24 protein-coding genes are annotated in these 23,815 nt (G+C 29.9%); 23 read left to right on the plus strand and 1 reads right to left on the minus strand.

All coding sequences use genetic code 11. The annotated features are described in order from the left end of the window. Positions 1–68 precede the first annotated feature (68 nt). Positions 69–1,046: a DUF4837 family protein gene (locus tag OS191_RS10730; protein WP_267155682.1), complete on the plus strand. Its 978-nt coding sequence runs from the start codon at positions 69–71 to the stop codon at positions 1,044–1,046. 79 nt (positions 1,047–1,125) lie between these two features. On the opposite strand, the gene OS191_RS10735 is transcribed toward OS191_RS10730, so the two are convergent. After that, complete coding sequence (locus OS191_RS10735; RefSeq protein WP_267155683.1) at positions 1,126–1,308, minus strand: Sec-independent protein translocase subunit TatA/TatB; 183 nt, start codon at positions 1,306–1,308, stop codon at positions 1,126–1,128. A 118-nt stretch (positions 1,309–1,426) separates the two neighbouring features. Between OS191_RS10735 and OS191_RS10740 the strand changes: the two genes are divergently transcribed. The 22 genes from OS191_RS10740 to OS191_RS10845 all read left to right on the plus strand — a co-directional run bounded on the left by OS191_RS10740 (position 1,427) and on the right by OS191_RS10845 (position 23,815). Then, positions 1,427–2,296 (plus strand): M23 family metallopeptidase, encoded by an 870-nt coding sequence (locus tag OS191_RS10740; RefSeq protein WP_267155684.1) that lies wholly within the window; start codon positions 1,427–1,429, stop codon positions 2,294–2,296. Continuing rightward, a complete protein-coding gene (locus tag OS191_RS10745; RefSeq protein ID WP_267155685.1) occupies positions 2,296–3,798 on the plus strand; it encodes a GH3 auxin-responsive promoter family protein in 1,503 nt (500 codons plus the stop codon). Before OS191_RS10740 ends, OS191_RS10745 begins: the two co-directional genes overlap by 1 nt. A 28-nt stretch (positions 3,799–3,826) precedes the next feature. Further along, positions 3,827–5,515: a DUF6909 family protein gene (locus OS191_RS10750; RefSeq protein WP_267155686.1), complete on the plus strand. Its 1,689-nt coding sequence runs from the start codon at positions 3,827–3,829 to the stop codon at positions 5,513–5,515. Between the two features lie 9 nt (positions 5,516–5,524). After that, complete coding sequence (locus tag OS191_RS10755) at positions 5,525–6,592, plus strand: hypothetical protein (RefSeq protein WP_267155687.1); 1,068 nt, start codon at positions 5,525–5,527, stop codon at positions 6,590–6,592. Beyond that, the gene (rfbB, locus tag OS191_RS10760) at positions 6,582–7,637 is read left to right on the plus strand and encodes a dTDP-glucose 4,6-dehydratase (protein WP_267155688.1); all 1,056 of its coding nucleotides are present in this window, start codon (positions 6,582–6,584) and stop codon (positions 7,635–7,637) included. Before OS191_RS10755 ends, rfbB begins: the two co-directional genes overlap by 11 nt. 50 nt (positions 7,638–7,687) lie before the next feature. After that, positions 7,688–8,554 carry a glucose-1-phosphate thymidylyltransferase RfbA gene (rfbA, locus tag OS191_RS10765; protein WP_267155689.1) on the plus strand — a complete coding sequence of 289 codons (867 nt, stop codon included), beginning with the start codon at positions 7,688–7,690 and terminating at the stop codon, positions 8,552–8,554. Continuing rightward, entirely contained in the window at positions 8,555–9,100 is a 546-nt protein-coding gene (gene rfbC / locus OS191_RS10770; RefSeq protein WP_267155690.1) for a dTDP-4-dehydrorhamnose 3,5-epimerase, read from the plus strand. Then, positions 9,097–9,948 (plus strand): dTDP-4-dehydrorhamnose reductase, encoded by an 852-nt coding sequence (gene rfbD, locus OS191_RS10775; protein WP_267155691.1) that lies wholly within the window; start codon positions 9,097–9,099, stop codon positions 9,946–9,948. Before rfbC ends, rfbD begins: the two co-directional genes overlap by 4 nt. Then, entirely contained in the window at positions 9,941–10,735 is a 795-nt protein-coding gene (gene cysQ, locus OS191_RS10780; RefSeq protein ID WP_267155692.1) for a 3'(2'),5'-bisphosphate nucleotidase CysQ, read from the plus strand. The genes rfbD and cysQ overlap by 8 nt, the downstream gene beginning before the upstream one ends. A 7-nt stretch (positions 10,736–10,742) precedes the next feature. After that, positions 10,743–11,201: a DUF2061 domain-containing protein gene (locus OS191_RS10785; RefSeq protein WP_267155693.1), complete on the plus strand. Its 459-nt coding sequence runs from the start codon at positions 10,743–10,745 to the stop codon at positions 11,199–11,201. A gap of 134 nt (positions 11,202–11,335) precedes the next feature. Further along, positions 11,336–11,938, plus strand: coding sequence for an adenylyl-sulfate kinase (cysC, locus tag OS191_RS10790; protein WP_267155694.1), 603 nt, complete (start codon positions 11,336–11,338; stop codon positions 11,936–11,938). After that, a complete protein-coding gene (cysD, locus tag OS191_RS10795; protein ID WP_267155695.1) occupies positions 11,931–12,836 on the plus strand; it encodes a sulfate adenylyltransferase subunit CysD in 906 nt (301 codons plus the stop codon). The genes cysC and cysD overlap by 8 nt, the downstream gene beginning before the upstream one ends. Positions 12,837–12,907: 71 nt before the next feature. After that, positions 12,908–14,161, plus strand: coding sequence for a sulfate adenylyltransferase subunit CysN (gene cysN, locus OS191_RS10800; protein ID WP_267155696.1), 1,254 nt, complete (start codon positions 12,908–12,910; stop codon positions 14,159–14,161). A gap of 17 nt (positions 14,162–14,178) precedes the next feature. Further along, on the plus strand, positions 14,179–14,736 hold the full coding sequence (locus OS191_RS10805) for a hypothetical protein (RefSeq protein WP_267155697.1): 558 nt from the start codon (positions 14,179–14,181) through the stop codon (positions 14,734–14,736). 33 nt (positions 14,737–14,769) lie between these two features. Continuing rightward, positions 14,770–16,113, plus strand: coding sequence for a flippase (locus OS191_RS10810; RefSeq protein WP_267155698.1), 1,344 nt, complete (start codon positions 14,770–14,772; stop codon positions 16,111–16,113). Further along, on the plus strand, positions 16,106–17,002 hold the full coding sequence (locus tag OS191_RS10815; protein WP_267155699.1) for a sulfotransferase domain-containing protein: 897 nt from the start codon (positions 16,106–16,108) through the stop codon (positions 17,000–17,002). The genes OS191_RS10810 and OS191_RS10815 overlap by 8 nt, the downstream gene beginning before the upstream one ends. Before the next feature lie 2 nt (positions 17,003–17,004). Further along, a complete protein-coding gene (locus OS191_RS10820) occupies positions 17,005–17,928 on the plus strand; it encodes a sulfotransferase family protein (protein WP_267155700.1) in 924 nt (307 codons plus the stop codon). A 301-nt stretch (positions 17,929–18,229) separates the two neighbouring features. Then, a complete protein-coding gene (locus tag OS191_RS10825) occupies positions 18,230–19,204 on the plus strand; it encodes an O-antigen ligase family protein (RefSeq protein WP_267155701.1) in 975 nt (324 codons plus the stop codon). Next, positions 19,201–20,304: a DUF1972 domain-containing protein gene (locus tag OS191_RS10830; protein ID WP_267155702.1), complete on the plus strand. Its 1,104-nt coding sequence runs from the start codon at positions 19,201–19,203 to the stop codon at positions 20,302–20,304. Before OS191_RS10825 ends, OS191_RS10830 begins: the two co-directional genes overlap by 4 nt. Continuing rightward, a complete protein-coding gene (locus OS191_RS10835; protein WP_267155703.1) occupies positions 20,288–21,517 on the plus strand; it encodes an O-antigen ligase family protein in 1,230 nt (409 codons plus the stop codon). Before OS191_RS10830 ends, OS191_RS10835 begins: the two co-directional genes overlap by 17 nt. Continuing rightward, positions 21,486–22,319, plus strand: a complete 834-nt coding sequence (locus OS191_RS10840) for a sulfotransferase domain-containing protein (protein ID WP_267155704.1) — start codon at positions 21,486–21,488, stop codon at positions 22,317–22,319. The genes OS191_RS10835 and OS191_RS10840 overlap by 32 nt, the downstream gene beginning before the upstream one ends. A 407-nt stretch (positions 22,320–22,726) precedes the next feature. After that, complete coding sequence (locus OS191_RS10845) at positions 22,727–23,815, plus strand: MBOAT family O-acyltransferase (protein WP_323370114.1); 1,089 nt, start codon at positions 22,727–22,729, stop codon at positions 23,813–23,815.

Below are 23,815 nucleotides of genomic sequence, written 5' to 3' on the forward strand. Positions count from 1 at the left end.
ATGCGCTAATTTATGAAAACGAAGACTTGTTATTTTCTTTATTTTCAAAACATTAAAAAATGATACAGATGAAACAAACACTATTTTTATTTTCACTTTTGTTCGTGATTAGTTGTGGCAAAAAAAACTCTTCAAATCAAAAAATCCTTTCAAATTCCTCTGGAAATATTAATAATTTATCAGTTGTCATAGAAAATGATCTTTGGGAAGGTAATATTGGCGAAGCTATTAGGGATGTGCTTGCAGCTCCTGTAGACGGACTACCTCAAGATGAGCCTTTATTTAATATGAGTCAGATTCCTCCAGCAGTTTTTACTGGATTTGTTACTAAAAATAGAACCGTTTTTAAAGTTGAAAAAGGAGGCGAAGCTTCTATAAAAATAGCTTCAGATGTGTATGCAAAACCTCAAAAATTAGTACTTATAACTGGAAAAACAGATAGTGAAATCATTCAGCAGATAGAAGAAAATAAGCAAAAAATAGTTACAGCATTTAAAACCGAAGAGGTAAAAGAGAAACAAAGACGTATTAAATTATCGCTTCATAGTAACGAGAGCTTAAAAGAAAAACTAGGCATTACTTTAAATTTTCCAACGGCTTATAGAATAGCAAAAGAAGAAGATAAATTTTTCTGGATTCGTAAAGATATAACCACTGGAACAACTAATTTAATGATTTTCGAATTACCCTACAACGCCATAAAAAAAGATGATAGTTTAGTGGACCAGATTATAAAATTAAGAGATTCTATAGGGAAAGCACATATACCTGGGCCTACAGAAGGAACTTATATGATTACCGAAGAAGCTTATGCTCCAGCTGTTTTCGAAACCATTATAGATAACAAACAAGCTATTGAAACTAAAGGACTTTGGGATGTTAAAGATGCGTTTATGTCTGGCCCGTTTATTAATTATATTATTGATGATAAAATTAATAATAGATTATTGGTAATAGAAGGGTTTGCCTTTGCACCTTCGGTAGAAAAACGTGATTATATGTTTGAGCTAGAAGCTATTATAAGATCTCTAAAAATAGAAGATTAAGGAGCTTATAAAGATTAAACATCAAAAAAGCCCAACAAATCTAAAGATTTGTTGGGCTTTTTTATGCTATAATAAAAGACTATTCCTTTGTGTCTTTTGCTTTGTCTTCTTCTTTGCTAGCGTCTTTAAATTCTTTAATTCCACTACCTAAACCTCTCATTAATTCTGGAATCTTTTTTCCTCCAAATAATAATAACACAATAACAACAATAAGTGCTATTTGCCAAGGTCCAATTGCTAAGGGTAACATATATAAACTCATATAGATTTATTTTAAAGTGCAAAGTTAATAATTAAAGTTTAATATTACCGTTTTAACAACAACTTTAGCATAAAGCACATCGACTAGTGAGATAATTTTATTTAATTTTGTTAGCAGTATGTCAGAGAACAAAAAGAAATCTAAAAAGTTTAAAAAGAAATTACTTCATAAGTATCGCTTGGTGATACTTAACGAAGACACTTTCGAAGAACGATTATCGTTTAAGTTAACTCGCTTAAATGTGTTTGTGGTTATGTCTTTATCCTCAATTCTGTTAATTGCTGGAACCACTTTATTAATAGCATTTACGTCTTTAAGAGAATATATTCCTGGATACTCTTCTACTGCATTAAAAAAGCAAGCTGTACAATTAACGTATAGAACAGATTCTTTACAGCAGGCAATTGCTGTAAATGAAAGATACTACGCCTCCATAAAGAAGGTACTTCAAGGAGAGATAAGTTCGGTAGATTTTAATAGAGATTCTATTTTAGAAGAAGCCAGAATAAATGTATCTGAAATTAACTTAAGCCCATCTAGAGAGGACTCTCTTTTACGTGAAAAAATAGCTAAAGAAGATAAATATAATTTGTTTGAAACAGCAACTTCCAAAATTAATTTTGTGTTATTTCCTCCAGTAACTGGAACCATTTCGGAATCTTATAACTTTGAAGAAAAACATTATGCTGTAGATATTATTGTTGAAAGAAATACTCCAGTAAAAGCTACTGCAGATGGAACAATTATTTTTGCTGAATGGACAGTTGAAACAGGAAATGTTATAATAATAGAACACAACAATGGATTAATTTCTGTTTATAAGCACAATGCAACACTAACGAAATCTCAGGGCGAATTGGTAAAATCTGGTGAAGTTATTGCAACCTCAGGTAATACAGGAGAGTTGTCTTCTGGGCCACATTTACATTTTGAACTCTGGAAAGATGGGTACCCAATTAATCCAACTAATTTTATAGACTTTAATTAATGTTTTCAATAAAATCTGCTTTAGCCAAACCATTTGCAAAACGTATTTATAAAAATGTCCAAAAATGGGCAAATAACCCTATTGAAACTCAAGAAAACGTTTTTCAAGAATTAATAAGTTCTGCAGTAGCAACGCAATTTGGAAAAGATCATGATTTTATTAGTATCAATTCCCATGCAGATTTTGTAAAACGTATTCCTATAAGAGATTACGAAGACTTAAAGCCCTATGTAGAACGTGTAGTTGCTGGAGAAAAAGATGTGTTGTGGAAAGGGAAACCAATTTATTTTGCCAAAACCTCAGGAACTACTTCTGGAGCTAAGTATATTCCTATTACTAAAGAAAGTATGCCAACTCATATTGAAGCTGCCAGAAATGCTATTTTAATGTATATAGCAGAAACAGGAAATAGCAAATTTGTAGATGGAAAAATGATTTTCCTTCAAGGCAGTCCAATTTTAGAAAAGAACAATGGCATTAAATTAGGAAGGCTATCAGGAATTGTTGCTCATTACGTACCAAAATATCTTCAAAAAAACAGAATGCCATCTTGGGAAACCAACTGTATTGAAGATTGGGAAACTAAAGTAAGTGCAATAGTTAAAGAAACATTACCAGAAAACATGACAGTTATTTCGGGAATCCCATCTTGGGTTCAAATGTATTTTGAAAAGATTCAGGAGGTATCAGGTAAGAAGGTTGGTGACGTTTTTAAGAACTTCAATCTTTTTATTTTTGGAGGCGTTAATTACGAACCCTACAGATCTAAATTTGAGAATTTAATTGGTAGGAAAGTAGACAGTATCGAGCTATTTCCAGCTAGTGAAGGGTTTTTTGCATTTCAAGATAAGCAAAACGAAAGAGGCATGTTGCTTCAGTTAAAATCAGGTATTTTTTATGAATTTATTAAAGCTGATGAATTTTTTAATGAAAACCCCAAACGTCTTACCATAAAAGATGTTCAATTAGGTGTAAATTATGTGCTAATAGTTTCAACAAATGCTGGACTTTGGGCCTATAATGTTGGAGATACGGTAGAGTTTACATCATTAAAGCCTTATCGTGTTATTGTTTCCGGAAGAATTAAACATTTTATTTCTGCTTTTGGAGAACATGTTATTGGAAAGGAAGTAGAACAAGCATTGCAAGAAGCTATTAAAGGAAGTCAAATTCAAGTAACCGAATTTACAGTTGCCCCACAAATAAACCCTGAAGATGGTTTGCCTTATCACGAATGGTTTATAGAATTTGATAATGAACCATTAAATTTTGAGGAATTTTCAAATAAAATAGATAGCTCTTTACAAAATCAAAACAGCTACTATTTCGATTTAATAAACGGCAAAGTGTTACAGCCATTAAAAATAACTCAAATAAAGAAAAACGGTTTTCAGGAGTACATGAAATCTATTGGAAAATTAGGAGGACAGAATAAAATTGCAAGACTTTCAAACGATAGAAACATAGCGAATGTATTTGAAGTCCAAAATCTGATTAAATAATACTATATTTGTTAGCTAAATTAAGTTTATGAGTAAAATAAAACATCATGAGAGAACGAGAGCTCAAGAAAGCTCAAATGCCATAGAAAGAATGTATATTACCATGAGGCACTTGTTTAACAGAGGTTTTTACAAGCCTATGGGAGTTTCTGGAGAAACACTTCGCGAAGCATTATTGCTTTTAAGACCAGAAATCTATGGTTCTATTGGAGAAGAAAAAGCTGAATTAGAAGGCTTACTCTATGTTATTGATAGATTACCTCAAGGGATTGAGGAATGTACATTTATAAACTTAACAAGTGATGAAGGTTATGCAAATTCGCATTTTAAACCAATAATCCCACCAAAAAGAAGAAGAAATTGTTATCGTATAGATAATGAGCAAATGAATATTGAAATTACTAGAGGTCGCTCGGAAATTTATGATATTCTTACCCACCTTACATTCATATTTATTGAGTCTCATAAAATAAGTAAACGAGTTTTAATAGACGAAGCAGGAAATACAACAAGAGATTGGAAAAAATTAGAAAAGGCTGTTCTATCTAAAAAGAAACTTACCCAAGAAGAAAGAGAAGTAGCCATATCTCATACAGCAAATATTTTAGGAAGAACGTTTAATGAAATAGTTACGGTTTACGGTCAGTTTGCAATAGAGGCTCAACCTGAAAGATTACTTCATATTGTTTATTGGTTAGGAAAGCTAGCCATTGAAGAAGTAATAAATAATAATAAACGAACAGTAACGTTTAGTCCTGTTTTAAGAGAGCGTTTAGGACATCATATTCACGGAGAGATTTGGTCAAATAATATTAAAGAAATCTTAAATAAAAACGACCTTTTAGAAAGGCCAATTCATATTATTAGTGCAAATATGCATAGTGTTATGAATTCTCTTTTTGCATCTTCAGCTTTAAAAACAATTGTAAAAAAGAAAAGTATCTTTGAAGTTTATGAAGCTATTAGTCATAAGGATAACAAAGATTTACGAAATAAAGTAACCAAAGAAGCCTTGCAAAATGGCATGATATATATTCCGGATAGTTCTGGAACTAATATTGACGTCCAAATTTTTGATACAGCAAAAATAGATTTTTCGAAAATTGATATTGCCGTTAGTGAAACGTTTAAAAATTCCGAAAAACCAGTTATATTCGTCATGGATTACGCGTTTGGAGAGCAGGCTTATGAAACTATTGATGAACTTTTAAAACCTATTCGATTCAACGGAAATAAAATACATTTAAATGTGGAGTCTATTTCCATTATGGGAAAAGCGGGCATTTTAGAAGGAGGAAAAGGAGATATTATGATTCCTTCAGCACATATTTTTGAAGGAACAGCAGATAACTATCCTTTTAAAAACGAATTGAGTAAAAAAGATTTAGATGGACATGGAGTAGCTGTTTATGAGGGATCTATGATATCGGTTTTAGGAACGTCTTTGCAGAATAAAGAAATTTTAAAGTTCTTTTTTAACTCCACATGGAATGTTATTGGCTTAGAAATGGAAGGAGCACATTACCAAAAAGCCATCCAGGCAGCATCCAAAGTAAGACACAGTATTAATCCAAATGTAAAAGTAAGATATGCTTACTATGCAAGTGATAACCCTTTAGAAACAGGAAGTACATTAGCTTCAGGAGGTTTAGGAACTTCTGGAGTAAAACCAACATATTTAATTACACGAAAAATATTAGAACAAATTTTTAATTAACCACGTAACATGAACGAAAACTATAAAGAAAACAAAAGCTCTAACAATTCGGAAGAAATTGATTTAGTTGTTATTTTTAGCCTAATTGGGAAAGGGATTAATAATATAATTAGTTTTATTAAATCTATTTTTAAATCTATTTTAACAGTTATTGTTTATACCCTTAGAGCCTTTATTGTCAACTTTAAAATAATTATTTTAACCATGATTTTAGCTGGAGTTTTAGGTTACGTTTTAGATAAATTAAAACCTGAATCTTACGCTTCTACAATGCTTGTTAAACCGTATTTTGAATCAAAATACCAGTTAATAACCAACATTAATTATTTTAATGCTTTAATTGAAAATGAGAACTATAATACCCTTTCCTCCCTTTTTGTGTTGTCAGAGGATGAAGTTAAAGATATTAAGGAATTTGATATTAAACCTGGACCTGAAACAGAAAATGAGCGTATTCTTCAATTTGAAAACTTTATTAAAAATGTAGATAGTATTAGGGCAAAAGACATAAATTATGATGATTTTGTAGAGAATAGAAGTATTTACTCTAGTGATTTTTTTGAGATTAGTGTAACAGCGTTAAAAAAAGATATTTTTCCTAAACTTGAAGAAGGACTAAATAACTCTTTTACAAACATTTATTCTTTAAAGAAAATGAAAAAAAGAGATTCTTTAATTGCCATTCAAAAAGCAAATATTATAGATCAAATAGCTCAAGTAGATTCTCTTCAAAAAATATATATAACTGTTTTAAAGGACGAATCTCAGCAAAAGCCAACAGAATTTAGTCTAGGAGGAGAAGGCTTTTCCTTAAGTTCAGATAAAACAAAAACTAGAGAATACGATCTACTAAATACCGAAATGAAATTAAGAAATGACTTAAAACAATTAGAAGAGAAAAAAATTGAGGAAGATGTGTTTTTCGATGTTATTTCTAGTTTTCAAGAAGTTGGTAATAAATCATCAGAATGGTATGAAAAATACACGTTAATATTTCCAATTTTAGCTTTTATGTTATTATGTGTGGTGTATTTTTCTAGAATAACAATTGTATACGTAAAAAATTATGAAGCATAAAAAGACTATTTTAATTACTGGAGGAGCAGGTTTTATTGGATCTCATGTGGTGAGACTATTTGTTGAAAATTATCCAAATTATCATATATATAATTTAGATAGTTTGACTTATGCAGGTAATTTGGAGAACTTAGAAGATGTTGAAAACAAGCCAAATTACTCTTTTTTAAAAGTAGATATAACTGATGAAAGAGCTATAAATAAACTTTTCGACAAATATCAGTTTACTAGTGTTATTCATTTAGCTGCCGAGTCGCATGTAGACAGATCAATTGAAGACCCGTTGGCATTTGTAAAAACAAATGTTATTGGCACTATGATTTTATTAAATGCTTTTAAAGAGTTATGGAAAGATGATTATAAAAATAAGCTATTTTATCATATAAGTACAGATGAAGTTTATGGAACCTTAGGCGAAACAGGTCTTTTTACAGAAACAACTTCTTATGATCCGAATTCCCCTTACTCTGCTTCTAAAGCCAGTTCAGATCATTTTGTAAGAGCTTATGGAGAAACTTATGGATTACCATATGTTATATCTAACTGCTCCAATAACTATGGGCAAAATCAATTTCCAGAGAAATTAATTCCTTTATTTATTAATAATATTATTCATAATAAACCACTTCCTGTTTATGGAGATGGAAATTATACACGAGATTGGTTGTATGTTAAAGATCATGCTATTGCAATAGATTTAATTTTTCATAAAGGTATTACTGGAGAAACATACAATATAGGAGGTTTTAATGAGTGGAAAAACATAGATTTAATTAATTTGCTATGCGAGCAAATGGATATAGCTTTAAATAGACCAAACGGATCATCAAAAAAATTAATTACTTATGTAAAAGATCGTCCAGGACATGATTTAAGATATGCCATTGATGCTTCAAAAATAAAAGAAGAATTAGGTTGGCAACCTTCAGTAACTTTTCAGCAAGGTTTAAAAAAAACCATTGAATGGTATTTAAATAATGAAGATTGGTTACAAAGTGTTACTAGTGGTACTTATCAATCTTATTACGATAAACAATATAATTAGATTTTCATCTTTGCCCATTGGCAAGCAAGCAATATAAAATAAAAATTTTAATGAAAGGAATTATACTAGCAGGAGGATCAGGAACCAGATTACACCCTTTAACATTATCTGTAAGTAAGCAATTAATGCCTATTTATGATAAACCAATGATTTACTATCCACTTTCAACCTTAATGTATGCTGGAATTAAGGAGATTTTAATAATCTCTACCCCTAAAGATTTGCCCCTCTTTAAAGATCTTTTAGGAGATGGAAAAAAATATGGTTGCACCTTTGAATACGAAGTACAAGAGCACCCAAACGGTTTAGCTGAAGCGTTTATAATTGGAGAACATTTTATTGGAAAAGATAAAGTTGCACTTATTTTAGGAGATAATATTTTTTATGGTACAGGATTAGCTAAACTACTTCAAAGTAATAACAATCCTGAAGGAGGTGTTATTTATGCTTATCGTGTTCACGATCCTGAGCGTTATGGTGTGGTTGAGTTTGATAGTAAAGGACAAGCCATTTCTATTGAAGAAAAACCAAAAAAGCCTAAATCTAATTATGCAGTTCCCGGAATTTATTTTTATGATAATTCCGTAGTTAATATTGCTAAAAACATAAAACCGAGTGATAGAGGCGAACTTGAAATAACAGATGTTAATAGAGAATATCTAAATCAAGGAAATCTTAATGTTAGCATATTAGATAGAGGTACAGCTTGGTTGGACACAGGAACTTTTCAATCTTTAATGCAGGCTTCTCAATTTGTAGAAGTCATAGAGGAAAGACAAGGTTTAAAGATAGGCTCTATAGAAGCAGCGGCCTTTGAAATGGGATATATATCAGAAAACACCTTCAAAGACCTAGCAAAACCACTCTTAAAAAGTGGTTATGGAAAAAATTTATTGGGCTTATTGAATAAAAAATAAATGAAAGTATTAGAAACAAAATTACAAGGTTGCTTTGTATTAGAACCTAGAATTTTTAAAGATAAAAGAGGTTATTTCTTTGAATCTTTTAATCAGAATCAATTTAATCAGTTAACTGGAAACAATACCAATTTTGTTCAAGACAACGAATCTTTTTCAACCAAAGGAGTTTTAAGAGGTCTGCATTATCAAATAGGGATTCATGCTCAAGCCAAGTTAGTTCGTGTTATTAAAGGAAGGGTTTTAGATGTGGCTGTAGATATTAGAAAAAACTCTCCTACTTTTTCTCAATATGTTGCTGTAGAATTAACAGAAAACAATAAAAAACAACTTTTTATTCCAAGAGGGTTTGCTCATGGATTTGTAGTTTTAAGTGATACTGCAATATTCTCATATAAGTGTGATAACTACTATAATAAAGAATCTGAAGGTGGTATTATTTACAACGACCCTTTATTAAACATAAATTGGCAATTACCTGAAGAATCTCTCTTAGTTTCAGAAAAAGATGTAGTTTTACCAAAATTAGTGGACGCAAAACTATGATTAATATATTAGTTACAGGTGGAAATGGGCAACTAGCAAGCTGTATTAAGGATTTAGAAACAACTAATTTTAATTTTATATATACAGATTATTTAGATCTGGACATTACTGACCGAGAAAGCTTAGAAATATTTTTTAAGAATACGACTGTAAGTTACTGCATAAACTGTGCAGCTTACACGGCAGTAGACCAAGCCGAAAGTGATTTTGAAAATGCCACTAGAATTAATGAGCTTGGTGCAAAAAATTTGGCACAAACATGTCAAAAATATCAAACGACCTTAATTCACATTTCTACTGATTTCGTTTTTAATGGGAATCAAACTCGTATTTATAATGAAGAAGCTATTACCAATCCAATAAGTGTTTATGGTGAAACAAAACTTCAGGGAGAAATCCAAATACAAAAACATCTAAGTCATTATTTTATATTAAGAACTTCTTGGTTATACTCCGAACATGGTAATAATTTTATGAAGACCATGATCAAATTATCAAAGGAAAGAACGGAATTAAATGTAGTTTTAGATCAAATAGGCACACCTACCTATGCAACAGATTTGGCGTCTATAATCTTACACTTAATTTCTAAAAAAATCAACCAATATGGCGTTTATCATTATAGTAACGAAGGTGTAGCTAGTTGGTACGATTTTGCAAAGGCTATTTTTGAAGAAATAGATTCTAAAATAAAATTATTGCCTATTAAATCTATAGAGTACCCAACTCCAGCTAAAAGACCACCGTTTAGTGTACTTGATAAATCTAAAATAAAACAGACATTACAAATTGAAATTCCACATTGGAGAGATAGTTTAAGAAAAGCTTTAAAAAATTACAATGAATAAAAACTTACAAACAGCCATAAAAGCTTCATTAGAAGCAGGGAAAGTAATAATGGAAGTTTATGATACAGCTTTTAATGTGGAGATTAAAGACGATAAATCTCCTTTAACTGAAGCTGATAAGAAGGCAAACGACATTATTAATACTTTTTTGATACCTACAGAAATTCCTATTATTTCAGAAGAAAACAAACAAACAAATTATACTGTTAGACAAACTTGGGAAACATGTTGGGTTGTCGATCCTGTAGATGGTACTAAAGAGTTTATCAAACGTAACGGCGAGTTTACGGTTAATATTGCTTTAGTTACAAATGGAAAACCAGTATTAGGAGTTATTTATGTTCCGGCTACTAAAGTTTTGTATTACGCTGATGTTGAAAAAAATAAAGGCTTTAAAGTTGAATTAGATTCACCTGATGTAAATATTGAAAAGATAATAGAAAAAGCTAAATCGTTACAGCCAAAATCAGGAGATTCAAATCTCATTCAAGTAGTTGGTAGTCGTTCACATATGAGCCAAGAGACTTTAGACTATATGGATGTTCTTAAAGAATCAGGGAAAGAAGTTAAAGTTGTTTCAAAAGGAAGCTCCTTAAAGTTTTGTTTGATTGCAGAAGGAAATGCAGATGTGTATCCACGTTTTGCGCCAACTATGGAATGGGATACAGCTGCAGGACAAGCTATTTGTAATGCCGTTGGTATAGAAGTTATTTCAAAAGAAACAAATAAGCCTTTATTATATAACAAAAAGAACTTGTTAAATCCTTGGTTCCTAGTTTCTAAATAAAAGATAAATGACAGCAATAAGGAAGGAGTCTCATCTACGCAGCATAATAAAAGGTATTTCATGGCGAATTGTTGCCACGTCAGATACTATTTTGGTGGTGCTTTTAATTACCTGCCTTTCAGGAAACTGTAGTATTGAGGATGCATTGAAAATAGGTTTTATTGAGTTTTTTATAAAACTAGCAGTTTATTATTTTCACGAAAGAGTATGGCAACACGTCTTAAAAGATGGTGTGGTTACAAAAAAAGAAACTTTGTATAAAACTATGTCGTGGCGATTAATTGCTACAACGATGACATTTATAATTTCTGGAGCCATCTTGGATGTGTTTGGCGAGATAGCACTTTATATTGCAATTATTGAGTTATTTAGTAAATTTATTCTATATTATTTACACGAGCGTATATGGTTAAAACTGCCATTAGGAAAAATTCGTAATTTCTTTTTTCCAAAAAGGAATCATTAAAAAGATTTCCAATTCTGCTATTTAGCATTTATGTGTACAAAAAATATAAACGAAATGAGCTGTCACTGTTTTGGTTAAAAACAAAATCTTAAAAAGCAAACGCTATCTGACTAGTAAAAAAATAAAATGTACAGATGAAAGAAAATATTATCCCACATAATTACCTAATATCAGTAGAAGATAGAAGGAAATTTAATAAGCACAATTCCTTTTTATTATGGTTTACTGGCCTTTCAGGTTCTGGTAAATCAACTATTGCAAATGTAGTCGAGCAAAAATTATTTCAACAAGGTATTAATGCCTATACTTTAGATGGAGATAATATTAGAAAAGGTCTAAATAAAGACTTAAGTTTTTCACCAAAAGATAGAACAGAAAATATTAGAAGAATAGCCGAAACAGCAAATTTAATGATTGATGCTGGTTTAGTAACACTTGCAGCTTTTGTGTCACCTTATAAAAAAGATCGTGAGAATATTAAAAGTATCGTTAAAGATGTTAACTTTGTCGAAATATATGTGAATACCAGCGTTGAAGAATGTGAAAGACGTGATGTTAAAGGACTTTATAAAAAGGCTCGAGCTGGAGAAATAAAAAACATGACAGGTATTTCGGCCCCTTATGAAGAACCAGAAAACCCGAACATTGAAATAAATACAGAAAACGAATCGGTTGAAGCAGCAGCAGAACGAATCGTAGAATATATAACACCAAAATTAAAACTCAAAAATGAGTAAGTATTATTTAAATTATTTAGACGAATTAGAAAGCGAAGCCATTTTTATTTTACGTGAAGTTTGGGCTCAATTTCAAAATCCAGTTATTTTGTTTTCAGGTGGTAAAGATTCAATTTTAGTTGCACATTTAGCTAAAAAAGCATTTTATCCTGCTAAAATTCCGTTTCCATTAATGCATGTAGATACAGGACATAATTTTCCTGAAACCATTAAGTTTAGAGACGATATTTTAAAAGAACTGGGTGTTAACCTTATTGTTGGTTCGGTTCAAGAATCTATTAATGATGGTCGTGTAGCTGAAGAAAAAGGTAAAAACGCGACAAGAAATGCCTTGCAAATAACAACATTATTAGATGCTATTGAAGCTAATAAGGTAGATTGTGCTATTGGTGGTGGAAGGCGTGATGAAGAAAAGGCTAGAGCTAAAGAACGTTTCTTTTCACATAGAGATGATTTTGGACAATGGGACCCAAAAAATCAACGCCCAGAATTATGGAATATTTTTAACGGTAAGCATTTTCAAGGAGAACATTTTAGAGCGTTTCCAATTAGTAACTGGACAGAAATGGATGTTTGGAATTATATTAAACGTGAAAATATAGCCATTCCATCATTGTATTTCGCTCATGAACGTGAGGTAGTTTGGAGACAAGACTCTTGGATTCCAAACTCAGAGTTCTTGGTATTAGAAGACCACGAAGAAATAGTAACAAAGAAAATTCGTTTTAGAACTTTAGGAGATATTACTATTACCGGAGGTATTGAATCTGATGCAGACACCTTAGAAAAAATTGCCGAAGAAGTATCAGGTATGCGCCAAACAGAACGTGGAAATAGAACGGATGATAAACGTTCTGAATCTGCTATGGAAGATCGTAAACGTCAGGGATACTTTTAGATTAATAAATTAAAATTGAAAATGTTACCTTAAATTTAATTTAGGAGTTTTCAGAATTTCAAAGAATAAACATGTTAGACAATAATCAATTATTACGTTTTACAACAGCAGGAAGTGTTGATGATGGTAAAAGCACCTTAATAGGACGCTTACTATACGATTCTAAATCAATATTTGAAGACCAATTACAAGCCATTGAAAATACAAGTAAGAAAAAAGGTCTTGAAAATGTAGATTTAGCATTATTTACAGATGGGTTAAGAGACGAACGCGAACAAGGGATTACTATCGATGTAGCTTATAGATACTTTACAACGCCAAAGAGAAAATTTATAATTGCAGATACACCTGGACATATTCAGTATACACGTAATATGGTTACAGGTGCTTCAACTGCTAATGTGGCAACCATTTTAATAGATGCTAGACATGGTGTGATTGAGCAAACTAAAAGACATGCTTTTATAGCTTCTTTACTTAATATACCACATATAATTGTGTGTATAAATAAAATGGATTTAGTTGATTTTTCAGAAGAAGTTTACAATAAGATCGTTAGAGAATTTGAAGAAATAGCCTCTAAGCTATTAGTAACAGATGTGCGTTTTATACCAATGAGTGCCTTAAATGGAGATAATGTTGTAAACAGATCTACAAATATGCCTTGGTATCAAGGAGCCCCTATGCTTCATACTTTAGAAACCATGCATATAGGTAGTGATATTAATAAAGTTGATGCACGTTTCCCAGTACAAACCGTTTTAAGACCACAACGCGAAGGGTATATTGATTATAGAGGGTATGCAGGACGTGTTGCAAGTGGTATTTTTAGAAAAGGAGATGCCGTAACGATTATGCCATCTGGATTTACTTCAAAAATAAAAGGGATAAACCTAGAAGACAAAGAACTAGATGAAGCTTATGCGCCCATGTCTGTGTCTATAACGCTTGAAGACGATATAGATATTAGTAGAGGAGACATGATTGTGCGTTCTAATAACAAACCAGAAGCATCGCAAGATATAGAAGTTATGTTGTGCTGGTTAAATAACAGTCCAGCAAAACCACGTGCTAAATACTCTATTCGTCATACTTCTAACGAGCAAACAGCCATGATAAAGGAGGTGGTTTATAAATACGATATCAATACATTAGACCGTATTACAGGGGATACAGAATTAAAAATGAATGATATTTCTAAAGTAAAAATAAGAACGACCAAACCATTGATGGTAGATTCCTATCGAGAGAATAGAACAACAGGAAGTATTATTCTTGTGGATGATGCAACCAATGAAACTGTTGCTGCCGGAATGATAGTTTAATTATAAAATTTCACTAAATGAAGAATTTATATTTTGTATTTATATTTTGCATAGCTCTTGTGTCTTGTAAAGATGACAAAAAGGGAAATAAAAATATAGATAATGACGCAAATAATGTAGAAAACCAAGTTAAAGAAGAACCTAAAGAAGAGGGACTTCAAGTTACCCTGAATGCTGTTGTAGCTTCAGATATGGATTTGTTGTTAAGATACACGGAAAAGAAGACATTACAGTATAGCCCCAAAGATTTTGTAAAAGTAAGTGTTATAGGAAAAAATGAGCCTCAAGACATTTTATTTACATTGCCTGCTAATGTATATCCAACTGATATGAGAGTAAATTTTAAAGGAGGTATTAATGAAGGTCTTTCTATAAATAAGGCAAATTTTAACATGAGCCAAAGGAGTTTTGAAATTCCTAAAAATAAAATTTGGAACTTTTTTAACCCAAATCTGTTAACAGATTTTAATCAGGAGACAAATACATTTGTTGTTAAGAAAGAAAAGAAAAATACATTACCTGGATTTAATTTTAGACCAATTTTAATTGAAAAGCTAGAAGAAAAGATTTTTTAATTTTGTTGAATACTCCTAAACCAAAAACTATAGTTGCTACAAAAAATTAAAAAAAAAATATCTTCAGATAAAAATTTTAAAGAGTTATTATCTGGTAGTTCAATTACTTTTGTTTTAAAAATTTTAGGAATGCTATTTAGCTATTTAGTCCTAAAATTAATTTCTAAAGATTTTGGAGCTGAAGGTGTAGGTATTTACGGTCTTTCTAATAAAATTTTACGATCTATTGGCTTAATTTGTGCTTTAGGGTTTAATATTTCTGTATTAAGATATGTTGGAGAGTATAGTAGTAATAAAGATAAGTCCTCATACTTACAAGCTATATTTAAATACTTCAATCAATTAGCACTTCCTATTTCACTTATCGTTGCAGTTTTTATCTATACATATTCAGATTATATAGCTACCTATGTTTTTGAAAATTCAGATTATACTACAGCACTTAAGATCATTGCATTTACACTACCATTTTTTACTTTAAACTTAATTAACGTAGAATTTATTAGAGGGTTAAAGCTGTTAAAAGTTTCAGAGTTTTTAAGGAGCATCAGTATTTATTTAGTAATGCTCATTGTTTTGTTTTTTTCCTTATTAAATAGCGGGCTATTAAACCCAATATATGCTTTAGCTTTAGGAGTTTTTATAACCTTTTTAATATCTGTAATATTTATATATACACATTTAAAAAAGTTAGGTAATAAAAAAGAAAAAATATCTTTAAAAAGGACTAGTTTTGTAAAAACATCAATGCCAATGATGGTCATTTCAATATCATCTTTTGTGCTGGCTTTTTCTGGAGTATTTTTTTTAGAAACGTTTTCCTCAACAAAACATGTTGGAATATATAATATTTGTGTTATGTTGGCACAATTAGTTAGTCTAGCCTTGACAGTTGTTAACACCATATCAGCTCCAAAATTTTCAGAATTATATTGGAATAACCGAAAAAAAGAATTAAAAAAAGTAATTAGACAATCTTCAAAGCTTATTTTTTGGAGTTCACTATTTGTTTCAATAGTTCTTCTAGTTAATTCTGAAATGGTATTGACTTATTTTGGAGAAGAGTTTTTATTGGGGCAAACAGTATTGATTATTCTAATTTTCGGACAAATAATAAACGCGACCACAGGGTCTGTTGGTGTTTTTTTAAACATGACAGGTAACCAGAAGGCTTTACGAAATATTATTTTAACAACAGCTTTATTTGTTGTAGTTGGTTATTATTTTATAATTCCAGTCTATGGTATGGTAGGAGCGGCATTAGTGTCAGTTTCAGGAACTATTATTTTAAATGTTTGTTCAGCTGTGTATGTTTACAGTAAATTAAAATATGTTACTTTTTACATTCCTTTTTTAAAGTTTAGATATAATGAATAATGATTTGCCAAATTTTCTAATAGTTGGAACTGCAAAAGCAGCAACAACAACTATACATGAATACTTAAAACAGCATCCAAATGTATTTATGACAGACTGGAAAGAGCCTAGCTTTTTTAAGTTTAAGGACAAAAAAAACATTAGCTTCACTACAGGAAGACCAGTTAAATTTGTAACAGAAATAAAGGCTTATAAAGCACTTTTTGAAGATGGCCGGGATAGAGCCATAAGAGGTGAATCCTCTACCCCTTACTTGTATTTTTATAAGGAGACTATAGATAATATTAGAAAAACTATTCCTAACCATAAAGATGTAAAAATCCTCATTATTTTAAGGAACCCTATCGAAAGAGCTTTTTCTCAATACATGATGAAGGTTAGAGATTTAGTCGAAGATAAAAGCTTTCTAGAAGCCGTTAAGAGTGAAAAAACGAGAATGGAACAAAATGCTCATTTTGACTTTTTTTATGTAGATAGAGGGTTTTATTATAATCAAGTAAAAGCTTATCTAGAAGAGTTTAATTCTGTAAAAATAGTTCTATATGATGACTTTAAGAAAAACCCTGACAGAATATTAGATGAAGTTGTTACTTTTTTAGATCTTGATAAAATACAGTTTAAAAAAATAGGAAATCAAAACATATCTGGCAGACCAAAAGTAAAACTTATATCAAGGTTACAAAAGGAAGATTCTTTCTTAAAATCTTTTTTTAAAAATATTGTACCAAAAAAACTTAGAATAGAATTTACAAGCTTTATTCAGAAAAAAAATCTTGAGAAAGAAAACATTGACCAAGAATCTAAATATTATTTACAAGGGCTATATTTAGAAAATATTAAAAGTTTAGAAAAACTTATCGATAGAGATTTATCCAAATGGCTTGAATAGATATGATAAACAGAACGCCAAATATAAACTTATTCATTGTTGGGGCTGCTAAAAGTGGTACAACATCTTTATATAACTATTTATCACAGCATCCAGAGATCTTTCTCCCAAGGGTTAAAGAACCAAATTTTTATTCAAATGCCGAGTCTGATAACCCTGCTGATTATATAATTCCAAAAAAAGGTAAAACATGCCACAAGAGAATGATTAACGATAAAAACGTTTATTTTTCTTTATATGAAGAAGCTCGGAATCAAAAAATATTAGCAGATGCTTCCCCTTCTTATTTATGGGATAAAGATGCTGCAAAAAATATATATTCTGACTTTCCTAATACTAAAATTATTATATTGCTTAGAAGCCCTATACACAGAGCCTATTCTCATTACTTAATGGATTTAAAGTATGGTCACCAATTGGAAAATAATTTTAAACAGGCAATATTAAAGGACCAATTTGCAGAACCAAAAGTTTGGGGTAAAGCCCATATGTATTTAGATATAGGTTTATATTACGAACAAGTAGTTAGATATTTAGATGTTTTTGATAAGAAACATGTAAAAATTATAATTTATGAAGATTTTATAAAAAGCACAGAACAGTACTTAAGAGAAATATTTGATTTTTTAAAAATTGATAACTCTTTAGTCAATAAAATTGATTTTCAAAAAGTTCATAACCCATATGTTACACATAGGGGAAACATTTCAAAAGGATTTTTAAAGTATAAAAGTAAACTTAAAGTGCTGAAACATTTATTTCCAGAATTTTTGAAAGATTATTTAAATAAAGAAATATTATATAAGGAAGCAGAGAAACCAAAATTAAAACCAGAAGATCAATTGTTTTTAAATAATTATTATAAAGAAGATATAAAAAACTTACAATCACTTTTAGGCATAGACTTGTCTAATTGGTCATTATAGATAGGAAATGAGCACGAAAGGAATAACTATTTCATATAATAAATTATACATTTGGATGTATTCAATAGTTTTATTGGTACCATTTATTATCAACTCTCTTGAGGTCAATGTTCTATTATCTATCTTTCTACTGTCATTTTTGCCCTTAGTTAAAAGTTTAAGGTTTACAAATACCTTATTAACATCGCTATCGTTGTTATTTGGTATTTTGGCTATCAGTTTTTTTGCGTATTTTTTTTATGATAATACCTTATATAATACTATTAAGGATATAGTATACTTATTAAAACCCTTTCTTTATTTGTTATTAGGATATGTTTTAGCTAGTAAGATAAAAAACAAAGAATACATTTTTAAAACCGTAATATTTCTTGGTTTATTATTATCTGTTATTCATATTTCGAAAATACTTTTCTCTCTTATAACAACAGGAATTTTTGAAATAACATATCTAAGATATATTGGAGGGAAAGATAACTTTTTGTTGTTAATAGCTTGCACTTTGTTAGTTTTAAATAAGAAAGATAAATATTTCACAATTTCTTTTCGGTATAAAAAGTTAACTTATCTAATTTTGGCCACTTCATTTATTTTTTATTTTTCAAGAACAATGGTAGTGGCTTTTTTAATTTTGCTATTAGCATCAAAAGGTTATACAAAAATTACCAAGAAAGCTATTATAATTGGCTTTTCAATAATGATAGGTATTTTAGTGTTTTATAAAGCGCTATTTTCATTTGATATTGAACGTGGTGCTAGTGGTCTTGAAGGGTTTTTATATAAACTTAAAATAGCACCAAGTGAAATATTTACTACTGATGTTAATATGGATGATGCTTCTGAACGTTGGGATCATTGGAGGGCTTATGAAGCGAAAAGAGCTTTTGAGACCATGCGTGCAGAAAAAAGCATTACACCATTTATAATAGGAATGGGGTCAGGCTCGCTAATTGATCTGGGGTTTGTTGCTCCTCTTGGTAACGAACATATGCAGTATATTCCTAAAATACATAATGGTTATGCTTATGTATTTTTTAAAACCGGAATTATTGGTATTTCACTCTATCTTCTCTTTTTATTAAACCTCTATTTGCAATCTTATATTAGATCACGAAATGATAAATTAAAATTCATTAATAATTATATTTCTGGCATTGCTATATTTTATTTATTTACTAGCTTTATTATTTCAGGAATATTTAATCCAAAAGATGTTGTTTCAATATTTTTAGGAGCGTTACTTTTTTTACAATTACATTATAATAAAATTGCATGAGAATAGGGATTTTAGGCACAAGAGGAATACCAAACTACCATGGTGGTTTTGAGCAATTTGCAGAGTTTTTTGCAGTCTATGCACAACAGGAAAACCATGAAATTTTTGTATATAATTCGCATAATCACCCGTATCAAGAAAAAAAATATAAAAACGTTACTATAATTCATTGTTATGATCCTGAATCTAAGATAGGAACAGCAGGCCAGTTTATTTATGATTTAATTTGCATAAAAGATGCAAGAAAAAGAAACTTTGATATCGTTTTACAGTTAGGGTATACTAGTAACTCTATATGGGGAAAGTTTCTTCCTAATAAATCTACTATTATTACTAACATGGATGGATTGGAGTGGAAAAGAAGTAAATACTCAAAGAAAGTTCAAAAGTTTCTTATGTATGCAGAAAAGTGGGCTATTAAAACAAGTGATTATTTAATTTCTGACTCAATAGGTATTCAAATCTATTTAAAAGAGAAATACCAAGTAAAATCTAAATTCATAGCTTATGGAGCTAATATATTTTTACCTACAAGTAAAAAGCTAATTACTGATTTTGATTTATTGACAGAACAGTATTATGTTTTAATAGCTAGAATGGAACCAGAAAACAATATTGAATTAATTTTAGATGGTTTTATTAAAAGTAAATCATCACGTAAATTCTGTGTAGTTGGAAATATGGAGGCAACGGTTTTTGGAAGATATTTAAAAGATAAATATTCAAATTATAGTAATATACGTTTTCTAGGAGCTATATACGATTTAGATTTCTTAAATCATTTAAGATGTTATTCGTTACTTTATTTTCATGGACACTCAGTTGGAGGAACAAACCCTTCTTTGTTAGAGGCTATGGGGTCTAGAGCATTAATTGCAGCTCATAATAATGTTTTTAACAAGGCTATTTTGGAAGAAGATGCTTTTTATTTTAAGACAGTTAATGAAATATCGAATTTAATTTTAACGGTTAAAAAAGATCAAAATTTTAATAAGATCGAAAATAATATAGAAAAGATTAAAGTTCAGTATAATTGGCCAATAATAAACAAGCAATATTTAGATTATTTAATACAATGTCACAATGATCAAGATAAATAAATCTTGGGAATCTGGATTTTGTGCAGTAAGTCTATTGTTACTTATTTCTATTCCATTTGGTTATTTTTTAGGTAATTTAGCTTTTGCTTTATGGTCATTATATTCTTTCTTTTGGATTATAAAGAAGAAGAGTTTTATGCCCAATAAACAATTCTTTCCACTATTGTTTTTTTCCATTACCTTGTATGCCTCTGTTTTATGGTCTCAGGATTACGCTTCAACATTACATGGCATAGGCAGGCAAAGCTCTTTATTTATTTTTGCAATAGTTGGTGTGTTTTTACCAAAATTATCTAAACAAAAACTAAAACAAGTGCTTAATGTGTACGCTGTTTTTTTATCAGCTTTAGGAGTTGTTTTTTTAGCGATTGCAGCTTTTAAATACCATAAATATCAATATAAGAGTTTTTTATATTATCATGATTTAGTTTCTCCTCTTGATTTAAACGCTATTTACGTTTCCTATATAGTATCAGTTGTTTTTTTGTGCACTTTAAATAGCCATAATAGAAAGAATATATGGAGCCTCTTGGTGTCGGCTATTTTATTTGTATTTTTAATTATGTTAAGCTCTAAAATGATACTTTTTGTTACGGTTTTAATTGGTGTGGGTATAGTATTTTTTAATATAAAAAGTAACGTTCTAAAACTATCATCTGTAATCGTTATTGCGGTTTTAACTTTTGGGGTACTCACATTTTTTAAGCCTGTTCAAAGTAGGTTTTTAAAAGAGTTTGACACTTCATTGGTAGAAATCTTTAAAGAAGAATCATTTAAGAAAGGACGTGTATATACAGGGCTAGAAGCAAGGCTTTTACAAGTAAGAGTGTTTACCAATATTGTAAATACACCTTTTGAGTATGTTTTTGGGGTGGGTATTGATGCTTCTAAAGAAGAAATAAAAACGATACATCAAAAATTAAACACTCCAAAAGCATTTCAATCCTATAATTTTCATAATCAATACATACAGGTTTTTGCAGAGCTTGGTTTAATAGGTATAATATTACTTATCTTGGTATTGATATTTGGCTTAAAAAGAAGCTTAAAAGTTCATTTTCTTTTTCCATTTATTATCGTAACGATGGCTTTGTTCTTTACAGAGTCTGTAATATGGAGGCAAAGAGGAATAATGTTTTTTGGGATAATGTATATTTTATTAATGATAACAAGTAGTACCTATGAAAGCAAAAAATCAATATCAAAAATATAAATATTACCTTTTAAAAAAGAAAGAAATATATTTACATGGGCTGCAGGAATCACAAAAATTAGGAAAAAAAACAGGACCTAAAGTCGTGTTAAATTCTTTGCCAAAATCTGGAACACATCTTTTAGAAAGTTTGTTTTTTCAACTTCCATTAATGAGACATTGTGGAAAAAGAACACTTAAAATAGAAACACAAAACCCTGTTGAATCAAAACTACCTGTAATATCATCATTAAAAAAGGGGCAGTTTTTGTTATCGCATATGCAATTTCATGATTCAATAATAAAAACAGTTAATGAAAACAACATTAAAATAATTCATCTTATACGCGATCCAAGAGATGTCCTTTTGTCTCATTTAAATTACATTGAAAAAATGGACACAACGCAAAAGTCTCACAAATTAATTAGGCAGTACAATACAAGATTTGATAAATTAAAAGCTATGATAGAGGGTAAACATGATGTGCTTGAGCCTTTTTCAGAAGTGTTAGATAAATTCCAGCCGTGGTTAAACCAACCGGAAGTTTTATGTGTAAAATTTGAACACCTAATTGGTCCAAATGGGGGTGGAAGTAAAGAACTTCAGGTGGATGCTGTAAAAAATATTTCGAATTTTATATCCGTAGACATAAATAAGGATGAGCTTGAATCTATATGTAATAGTATTTTTTCTTCTAAAAGTTCAACCTTTAATAAAGGGAAAATAGGGAATTGGAAAAATACTTTAAGCGAAGAAGAAAAAGTATGGCTTAACAATGTGTTGCAGGTTCAAATTATTAATTATTTATATAATAATGATTAGTTTGAAGTTAAAATAATTTCAGAACGAACTAAGCTCTTAAAATTTAATTTATGTTATTTAATTCAATTGAGTTTTTATTATTTCTTCCAATAGTTTTTATTATTTATTGGATACTATCAAAAAAATTAATTCTACAAAATATTTTTTTGTTAGCTGCTAGTTATTTGTTTTACGGTTTATGGGATTACAGGTTTCTTTCTCTTATTATTTTTAGCTCTTTAGTAGATTATTTAATTGGGCTTCAATTAAAAAAGCAAGTAAACGGAAGAAAAGCTTTATTATTTACAAGCTTATTTGTTAATATCGGCTTTTTAATGGTGTTTAAATACTTTAACTTTTTTATAGATTCCTTTGTCGATTTCTGCAGTATTTTTAGCTATAAACCAAGTGTTACCACATTAAACATTGTGCTTCCTGTTGGTATAAGTTTTTATACATTTCAAACTTTAAGTTATTCTATAGATGTGTATAGAAACAAATTAGAGCCAACCAAAAGTATGCTAAACTTTTTCACATACGTAGCATTTTTTCCACAGCTTGTTGCTGGACCAATCGAAAGAGCCATTAATTTATTACCTCAAATAGAGAACAAAAGACTTTTTGATTATGTAAAGGCAAAATCGGGTATGCGACAAATTCTTTGGGGATTATTTAAGAAAGTCGCAATAGCAGATAGTTGTGCCGCATTTGTAGATCCAATTTTTGCCGATTACACTAATTTTAGTTCAATAGGTTTAATACTTGGAGCTGTTTTTTTTGCTATTCAGATTTATTGTGACTTCTCTGGATATTCTGATATTGCAATTGGCGTTTCTAAACTTCTTGGTATTGATTTAATGCAAAATTTTAGTTTTCCATACTTTTCAAGAGATATTGCTGAGTTTTGGAGACGTTGGCATATTTCACTCTCTACTTGGTTTAGGGATTATGTATATATTCCGTTAGGTGGTAGTAAAGTATCAAAGATTTTGCAGCTGAGAAATATTTTTGTTATTTTTTTAGTCAGTGGGTTTTGGCATGGTGCTAACTGGACATTTGTTTTTTGGGGTTTTTTACATGCGTTATGCTACATCCCGTTAATTTTCTTAAAACGTAATAGAAAAAACCTTGATGTTATAGCTCAAAATAAAATTTTTCCAAATTTTGTAGAGGTTATTCAGGTATTCAGAATGTTTGTCATTGTAACCTTTGCTTGGGTCTTTTTTAGGGCTAATAATATTCAAGAAGGATTTGGTTATCTAGAGCATATGTTTAAAAATATGTTTTTTGATAATTCATTTTTAAATAAAGTAGGGTTGGAAACTGAAAATTTATATGTCGTAACTTTTTTTATAATAGTTATGTTCGTTTTTGAATGGTTTAATAGAGCATACTCTTTTGGTTTATATAATATGCCTAAAAATAAAATTAGCCGTTATGTATTATATTTATTTTTGTGTTTAACAATTATTCAGTACTTATCCGGCAAAAACGAATTTATATATTTTCAATTTTAA

Origin of the sequence: Xanthomarina sp. F2636L, from assembly GCF_026410195.1 — a bacterium.
Classification (GTDB): domain Bacteria; phylum Bacteroidota; class Bacteroidia; order Flavobacteriales; family Flavobacteriaceae; genus Xanthomarina.

Bases quoted from the DNA above. Each gene is read 5' to 3' on its own strand.
- OS191_RS10815 (WP_267155699.1), top strand. From the start codon at position 16,106: ATGAATAATGATTTGCCAAATTTTCTAATAGTTGGAACTGCAAAAGCA.
- rfbB (WP_267155688.1), top strand. From the start codon at position 6,582: ATGAAGCATAAAAAGACTATTTTAATTACTGGAGGAGCAGGTTTTATT.
- OS191_RS10730 (WP_267155682.1), top strand. From the start codon at position 69: ATGAAACAAACACTATTTTTATTTTCACTTTTGTTCGTGATTAGTTGT.
- OS191_RS10740 (WP_267155684.1), top strand. From the start codon at position 1,427: ATGTCAGAGAACAAAAAGAAATCTAAAAAGTTTAAAAAGAAATTACTT.
- OS191_RS10840 (WP_267155704.1), top strand. From the start codon at position 21,486: ATGAAAGCAAAAAATCAATATCAAAAATATAAATATTACCTTTTAAAA.
- OS191_RS10835 (WP_267155703.1), top strand. From the start codon at position 20,288: ATGATCAAGATAAATAAATCTTGGGAATCTGGATTTTGTGCAGTAAGT.
- rfbC (WP_267155690.1), top strand. From the start codon at position 8,555: ATGAAAGTATTAGAAACAAAATTACAAGGTTGCTTTGTATTAGAACCT.
- OS191_RS10755 (WP_267155687.1), top strand. From the start codon at position 5,525: ATGAACGAAAACTATAAAGAAAACAAAAGCTCTAACAATTCGGAAGAA.
- OS191_RS10805 (WP_267155697.1), top strand. From the start codon at position 14,179: ATGAAGAATTTATATTTTGTATTTATATTTTGCATAGCTCTTGTGTCT.
- OS191_RS10785 (WP_267155693.1), top strand. From the start codon at position 10,743: ATGACAGCAATAAGGAAGGAGTCTCATCTACGCAGCATAATAAAAGGT.
- OS191_RS10830 (WP_267155702.1), top strand. From the start codon at position 19,201: ATGAGAATAGGGATTTTAGGCACAAGAGGAATACCAAACTACCATGGT.
- OS191_RS10750 (WP_267155686.1), top strand. From the start codon at position 3,827: ATGAGTAAAATAAAACATCATGAGAGAACGAGAGCTCAAGAAAGCTCA.
- cysN (WP_267155696.1), top strand. From the start codon at position 12,908: ATGTTAGACAATAATCAATTATTACGTTTTACAACAGCAGGAAGTGTT.
- cysQ (WP_267155692.1), top strand. From the start codon at position 9,941: ATGAATAAAAACTTACAAACAGCCATAAAAGCTTCATTAGAAGCAGGG.
- OS191_RS10735 (WP_267155683.1), bottom strand. From the start codon at position 1,308: ATGAGTTTATATATGTTACCCTTAGCAATTGGACCTTGGCAAATAGCA.
- rfbD (WP_267155691.1), top strand. From the start codon at position 9,097: ATGATTAATATATTAGTTACAGGTGGAAATGGGCAACTAGCAAGCTGT.
- cysC (WP_267155694.1), top strand. From the start codon at position 11,336: ATGAAAGAAAATATTATCCCACATAATTACCTAATATCAGTAGAAGAT.
- rfbA (WP_267155689.1), top strand. From the start codon at position 7,688: ATGAAAGGAATTATACTAGCAGGAGGATCAGGAACCAGATTACACCCT.
- cysD (WP_267155695.1), top strand. From the start codon at position 11,931: ATGAGTAAGTATTATTTAAATTATTTAGACGAATTAGAAAGCGAAGCC.
- OS191_RS10745 (WP_267155685.1), top strand. From the start codon at position 2,296: ATGTTTTCAATAAAATCTGCTTTAGCCAAACCATTTGCAAAACGTATT.
- OS191_RS10820 (WP_267155700.1), top strand. From the start codon at position 17,005: ATGATAAACAGAACGCCAAATATAAACTTATTCATTGTTGGGGCTGCT.